6 protein-coding genes are annotated in these 6,000 nt (G+C 63.1%); 3 read left to right on the plus strand and 3 right to left on the minus strand.

What is annotated here, in order from left to right:
- Window positions 1–239: 239 nt before the first annotated feature.
- Both HK439_RS12545 and HK439_RS12550 read left to right on the plus strand, forming a co-directional pair.
- Window positions 240–992: a transporter substrate-binding domain-containing protein gene (locus HK439_RS12545; protein WP_209011768.1), complete on the plus strand. Its 753-nt coding sequence runs from the start codon at window positions 240–242 to the stop codon at window positions 990–992.
- Between the two features lie 31 nt (window positions 993–1,023).
- Window positions 1,024–1,668, plus strand: a complete 645-nt coding sequence (locus tag HK439_RS12550) for an alpha/beta family hydrolase (protein WP_190291850.1) — start codon at window positions 1,024–1,026, stop codon at window positions 1,666–1,668.
- Here HK439_RS12550 and HK439_RS12555 read toward each other — a convergent pair.
- Genes HK439_RS12555 through HK439_RS12565 form a run of 3 tightly spaced genes read right to left on the minus strand, consistent with a single transcriptional unit; the run spans window position 1,665 to window position 4,807 of the window.
- Window positions 1,665–2,654, minus strand: a complete 990-nt coding sequence (locus HK439_RS12555) for an Hsp33 family molecular chaperone (RefSeq protein ID WP_190291851.1) — start codon at window positions 2,652–2,654, stop codon at window positions 1,665–1,667. The genes HK439_RS12550 and HK439_RS12555 overlap by 4 nt on opposite strands.
- Window positions 2,655–2,678: 24 nt before the next feature.
- Complete coding sequence (gene argF / locus HK439_RS12560; RefSeq protein WP_190291864.1) at window positions 2,679–3,593, minus strand: ornithine carbamoyltransferase; 915 nt, start codon at window positions 3,591–3,593, stop codon at window positions 2,679–2,681.
- An 11-nt stretch (window positions 3,594–3,604) separates the two neighbouring features.
- Window positions 3,605–4,807, minus strand: a complete 1,203-nt coding sequence (locus tag HK439_RS12565; RefSeq protein ID WP_190291852.1) for an aspartate aminotransferase family protein — start codon at window positions 4,805–4,807, stop codon at window positions 3,605–3,607.
- A gap of 400 nt (window positions 4,808–5,207) precedes the next feature.
- Here HK439_RS12565 and HK439_RS12570 point away from each other — a divergent pair, with 400 nt between their 5' ends.
- Entirely contained in the window at window positions 5,208–5,747 is a 540-nt protein-coding gene (locus HK439_RS12570) for a GcrA family cell cycle regulator (protein WP_190291853.1), read from the plus strand.
- Window positions 5,748–6,000 lie beyond the last annotated feature (253 nt).

Consider the following 6,000-nt stretch of genomic DNA (forward strand, 5'->3'; position numbering starts at 1 on the left):
CGGCGAATGCCACGGCAACAGAAATGCCTGAAATCGCCGCCGCCCGACGAAAGCCCCTGCAACCGTCCGCAAAAACGCTATAAAGAGTTTCGAGACTCACGGAGCGCGAATGGGGCGCGGCTCAGTCGGGACGGTCGAGGCACAAGCGGCAGGCAATGGTCACTCATTTCAGAAACATACTCCTTGTTTTCCTGGCCCTTTGCGCCTTTCTCACGAGGGTCAATGCGCAGGAGACGGTCGTGGTGCCCAATTTCTGGGACCCGAAGGCGGTGCATGACCGTCCGGCCGACATTCCGGGCAAGATCCAGTTTCTGGCGACCGACGGCTATCCGCCGTTCGTGTACCGCGATGCTGAGGATCGACTGACGGGCTTCAACGTCGACCTCGCGCGCGCCATCTGCCAGGAACTCGATACGTCCTGCTCCCTGCGCATCAAGGAATTCAGCGGCCTGTTGCCGGCCCTGGAGGAAGGGGAAGGCGATGCCATCATATCCGGCCTCGCGCGCACCGACGACCTTGTGGAGCGCCTTTCGTTCAGCGACGACTACCTGAAGCTTCCGGCGCGGTTTATCGTCCGGACGGGGAAGGAAAAGGCCTTCGGGGCGGATGCGATCGCCGGCGCCCGGATCTCCGTCGAAGCCGGCTCCCGACACGAAGCCTTTGCCGCGCGATTCTGGCCGGAGGCCTTCCTGATGCCTTTCGATACGGTGGAGGCGGCGCGCACGGCGCTGGTCAAAGGCGACGTAGATGCCCATTTCGGCGACGGGCTTTCGCTTTCCTTCTGGCTCAACAGCACGGATGCGGCAGACTGTTGCCGGTTTGCCGGCGGCCCCTGGCTGGAGCCCGGCTATTTCGACGAAGGCCTGTCGATCGCCATGCGCAAGGACGACGCGTCCACGCGCGAGGCCATCAACTACGCCCTTCGCCGGCTACAGCAGACAGGCGTCTACCGCGAGCTTTACCTGCGCTACTTCCCGGTCAGCTTTTTCTGACCCAAGAAACCTCCAACGGACCCCGATCCACATGCCCGACTTTCTCTGGACCCGCCCGGACACCTCAGCCGTTGCCACCCTCCTGCTCGCTCACGGGGCGGGAGCGGCCATGGATTCCGCCTTCATGAACAAGCTGTCGGCGGCACTGGCCGCCAACGGGATCGCCGTCGCCCGGTTCGAGTTCGCCTACATGGCCGGACGCCGGACCGGCGGGTCCAAACGGCCGCCGCCGCGGGCCGACAAGCTCATCGGCGAATTCCAGACCGCCCTGCAGGCGCTCATGTCTGAAAGCGACGGCCCGATCCTGATCGGCGGCAAGTCCATGGGCGGGCGCGTGGCCGCCATGCTGGCGGGCGGGGCTTCCCTGCCCGGCCGTGTCAAGGGCGTGTGCTGCTTCGGCTATCCGTTCCACCCGACCGGGAAAGCGGAGGCGGACTGGCGCCTGGAGCCTCTTCAGGGAGCCAAACGGCGGGTCCTGATCTGCCAGGGCGACCGCGATCCGTTCGGATCGCGCGCCGAGCTGGACGAGATTTCCCTGCCGGAACACGTTGCGATCACTTACCTGGAAGATGGCAATCACGACTTCGGACCGCGCGGCAAGTCCCCGGCGACCCTCGATGGCAACATTGCCGAGGCTGCAAAGGCAGTCGCCGATTTTGCCGGGAAGGTGAGCTAGCCGGCGGCTTCCTCGGGATCGAATTCGTAGCGGGTGCTGCAGAATTCGCAGGTGACCACCACCTTGCCGTCCTTTTTCATGTCCGCCATTTCCTCGGCGCTGAAGCTCTTCAGGATGCCGACGACCTTTTCGCGCGAACACCGGCAGCGGTCGACGATCGGCTGCGGTTCGAACAGGCGGATCCCGCGTTCGTGGAACAGGCGGAACAGCAGCCGCTCGACGGTCACTTCCGGGTCGGTCAATTCGACGTCCTTGACCGTTTCCACAAGGGCTTTCGCCTCCACCCAGGCATCGTCCTCGTCGATGTCATGCAGGACCGTGCCTTCCGGCGCGTCGCCGGGTGAGAAATCCGCCTGGCGCATGCGTTCCGGCGCCTCGGGCAGGAACTGGGCGATGACGCCGCCGGCAATCCAGCTGTGCGACGGCCCTTCGCCCTCGTTGCGGGTGAAGAGTTCGCCGACGGCAAGGCGGACCTCGGTCGGGATCTGTTCGGAACGGGCGAAATAGCGACGTGCCACTTCCTCCAGCGAGATCCCGTCGAGCTCCACCAACCCCTGATAGCGCTGCATGTGCCGTCCCTGGTCGATGGTCATGGCAAGGTGACCGCGGCCGAGCAGCTGTTCGGCCGAGGGCGGACCGTTTTCCATCGCCTTCGCCAGTTTTTCCTGGTCGAAGGTCGCGCAGGCGCGCACCGCGTCGGGCGAGGTGAAATCGACGACCAGCATGGACACCGGCCCGTCGGTCTGGGTCTGCAGGGTAAAGCGGCCATCGAACTTCAGGGAGGTTCCCAGAAGGCATGTCAGGACGATCGCTTCGGCCAGCACCCGCGAGACCGGCTCCGGATAGTTGTGCCGCTCCAGGATCTTTTCCACCACGGGGCCGAGCGAAACGGCCCGACCGCGCACGTCCAGTCCTTCCACGGCAAAGGGACGCACCGCGTCCTGCCCTGCGGGGCTTACGCCATAATCCTCAATATTGAATGCCACGCTTAAAGCCTTTCCAACCGCGTCTTAAACGGCGTCAAAACACCAGGCAAGGATACCCTTTTGCGCGTGCAGGCGGTTTTCCGCCTCGTCGAAGACCACGGAATTCGGCCCGTCCATCACTTCAGACGTCACCTCTTCACCCCGGTGGGCGGGAAGGCAATGCATGAAAAGCGCATCCGACCTGGCTTCCTGCATCAGGCGCTTGTTGACCTGATAGGCGCTGAGAAGATTGTGACGGTTTTCCTCGTCATCGTCTCCCATGGAAACCCAGCAGTCGGTCACCACGCAATCGGTATCCTTTACCGCTTCATATGGGTCGTCGGTGACGATAATCGAGCCCCCGTCGGCGCGGGCTTTTTCGATCAGGTCCGTCGGCGGGGCGAGTTCCTTCGGCGTGGCGATCCTGAGTTCGAAGTCGAAGCGCGGGGCGGCATGAACCCAGGAGGCCAGCACGTTGTTGCTGTCCCCGGTCCAGGCAACACTCTTGCCGGAAATAATGCCGCGGTGTTCCTCGAAGGTCAGAAGATCCGCCATGATCTGGCAGGGGTGAGACACCTTGGTCAGGCCGTTGATCACCGGCACGGTGGCGTTTTCCGCCAGTTCATTGAGCTGCTCGTGGTCCAGGATCCGGATCATGATCGCATCGACAAAACGGGACAGGACGCGCGCGGTATCGGCGATGGTCTCGCCCCGGCCGAGCTGCATTTCCGCACCGGTCAGCATCAGCGTCTCGCCGCCGAGTTCGCGCATGCCGACGTCGAAGGAAATGCGGGTTCGTGTCGACGGCTGTTCGAAAATCATCGCCAGCACCTTGCCGGCCAGGATCCCCTCGCCGCGGCGCACACCATTGCGGGTCTTCTTGATGCGCTTACAGGCGTCGAGGATATGGCGAAGCTCGTCGCCGCCGAACTGGGTCAGGTCGAGAAAATGCCGCGACATACCGGTACTGGTCACTCTGCCGCTCCTTTTGCTGTCAGTGTCTGCTCGATCGCCTTGGCCGCGGCCTCAAACCGCGCAACGGCTTCGCCGATTTCTTCTTCCGTGATGGTCAAAGGCGGCATGACGCGCGCCACGTTGTCACCGGCGGGCACGACCAGCACATCGGCTTCCCGGGCCGCACCGACGAAATCGCCGACCGGGACCACGCATTTGATGCCCAGCATCAGGCCGGCGCCGCGCACCTCGGAAAAGACCGTCGGATGGCTGTCGACCAGTCCGGCGAGTTTCTGCTTGAAGGACAGGCCCTTGGCTTGAACGGCTTCGAGGAAGCCGTCTGCGAGGACGACATCGAGGACCGCATTGCCGACGGCCATGGCCAGCGGATTGCCGCCGAAGGTCGTGCCGTGGGTTCCCGGCACCATCGGCGCGGCAGCCTCTTCCGTCGCCAGGCAGGCGCCCATCGGGAACCCGCCGCCGATGCCTTTGGCAATCGCCATGATATCCGGCGCGATGCCGGCCCATTCGTGGGCGAAAAGCTTGCCGGTCCGGCCGACACCAGTCTGGATCTCGTCGAAAATCAGCAGGATGCCTTCGTCGTCGCACAGCTTGCGCAGCTGGCGCAGGAAATCGACCGGGATCTCGCGGATACCGCCTTCGCCCTGGATCGGCTCGATGGCGATCGCCGCCGTCTGCGGGCCGATAACCTTCTTCAGGGCCTCCATGTCGCAAGGGGGAACCTGGTCGAAACCGGGCGCCTTGGGACCGAAGCCTTCCAGGTACTTGGCCTGGCCGCCGGCCGCGATCGTGGCGATGGTCCGCCCGTGAAATGCGCCTTCGAAGGTGACGATATGGTAGCGTTCGGGCTCACCCCGGTCATAATGATAGCGGCGTGCGGTCTTGATGGCGGCTTCCATCGCTTCCGCACCGGAATTGCAGAACATGACCTTGTCCGCGAAGGTCGCCTCGGCCAGGCGGCGGCCGAGCCGTTCCTGATCCGGCACCCTGTGCAGGTTCGAGACGTGCCAGAGCTTTTCAGCCTGGCTTTTCAGGGTCTGGACCAGATGCGGATGGCAATGGCCGACGGAGTTCACCGCGATGCCGGAACCGCAGTCGAGGAAACGTCGGCCGTCGTTCGTCACGAGCCAGACACCTTCCCCGTGATCGAACTCCAGGCTCGATCTTGCGTAATTCCCAAACAGCGCAGTCGCCGACATTGTTTCAACTCCTCTGGAGACCGGATTCCCCGGCTCGCCTTCGGCCCTTTACCGGCCAAAACGAAACGTGCCGCCCCAAAGAGGCGGCACGCGCAATTCAGGTCTCCTTATACACTGCTTCCCCGGCTTTGTGTCAATGCAAATGGCTCAAATCAGCCACTTCCGGAGCGCCCGACGATTTGCGCCATTTATGGGGAAAAGTCGGTTCTTCCCCATCTCATTCAGGCGGGCAACTTGCCTGCCCTTTTCTCCCTATTGTAATCTCCAACCCATCAGCCACGATATCTCGTGCACATAATCAAATCACGGCACTATATATGCCATGACTGGCGCGTTCATACGCGCCTTAACACCGGGTTAATGCCTTCTGGCATGTGCCACGGACCAAGGGGTGCGGCAAATGAGTTGGACGACGGAACGCGTTGAGCTTTTGAAGAAACTCTGGAGCGAGGGCCTGAGCGCAAGCCAGATCGCCGGCGAGCTCGGCGGCGTCACGCGGAATGCGGTCATCGGCAAGGTTCACCGCCTCGGCTTGTCGGGACGGGCGAAGACGCCGTCTCCGGCCAGCAAACCGCGCCGCAACCGTCCGTCGTCGCCATCCTCTCCGGCCTCTTCCGCCGGCCGCCAAAGCGCGCCGCAACCGCAGACGCGCGGAGCGACGGCGCTGAAAATGGCCCCGGCTCCCGCTCCGGAGATCGAACCGGAAGCCGAACCGATCGCGGAGCTGGTCCCCATATCCGAGCGGGCAACGATCCTGACGCTGACGGAACGGACCTGCAAATGGCCGATCGGCGATCCGAGCAGCGAGGACTTCTATTTCTGCGGACGCCATTCCGATCCGGGCGTGCCCTACTGCGCCCATCACTGCAAGATCGCCTATCAGCCGGTCAGCGACCGCCGCCGGGACCGGCGGGTGGCGAATACGGCGCGCGCGTCGTAGAGGAAGCCGGTTCATTCCTGTCCAGGACAACAAAAAACCCGCCGATCCGGCGGGTTCAGACTGCTGACAAACCCGTCGTTTTCGGCGGGTTTGTTTTTTTGGCTTTGGTTTTGTGGCGCTTGTCCGCGTTTTTGCGTTTGGTCCTTTACGCGCTGGTCTTTGTCACGCGGGAGCTTGTTTCGGAGCTTTGGTGAGTGCCATTGCGATCTTTTTGATGTTTTGGGCAGTGGCGGCGAGTAGGCACTGCACTTGT

Origin of the sequence: Roseibium aggregatum, from assembly GCF_014692675.1 — a bacterium.
In the GTDB taxonomy this organism is placed as follows: Bacteria; Pseudomonadota; Alphaproteobacteria; order Rhizobiales; family Stappiaceae; genus Roseibium; species Roseibium aggregatum_C.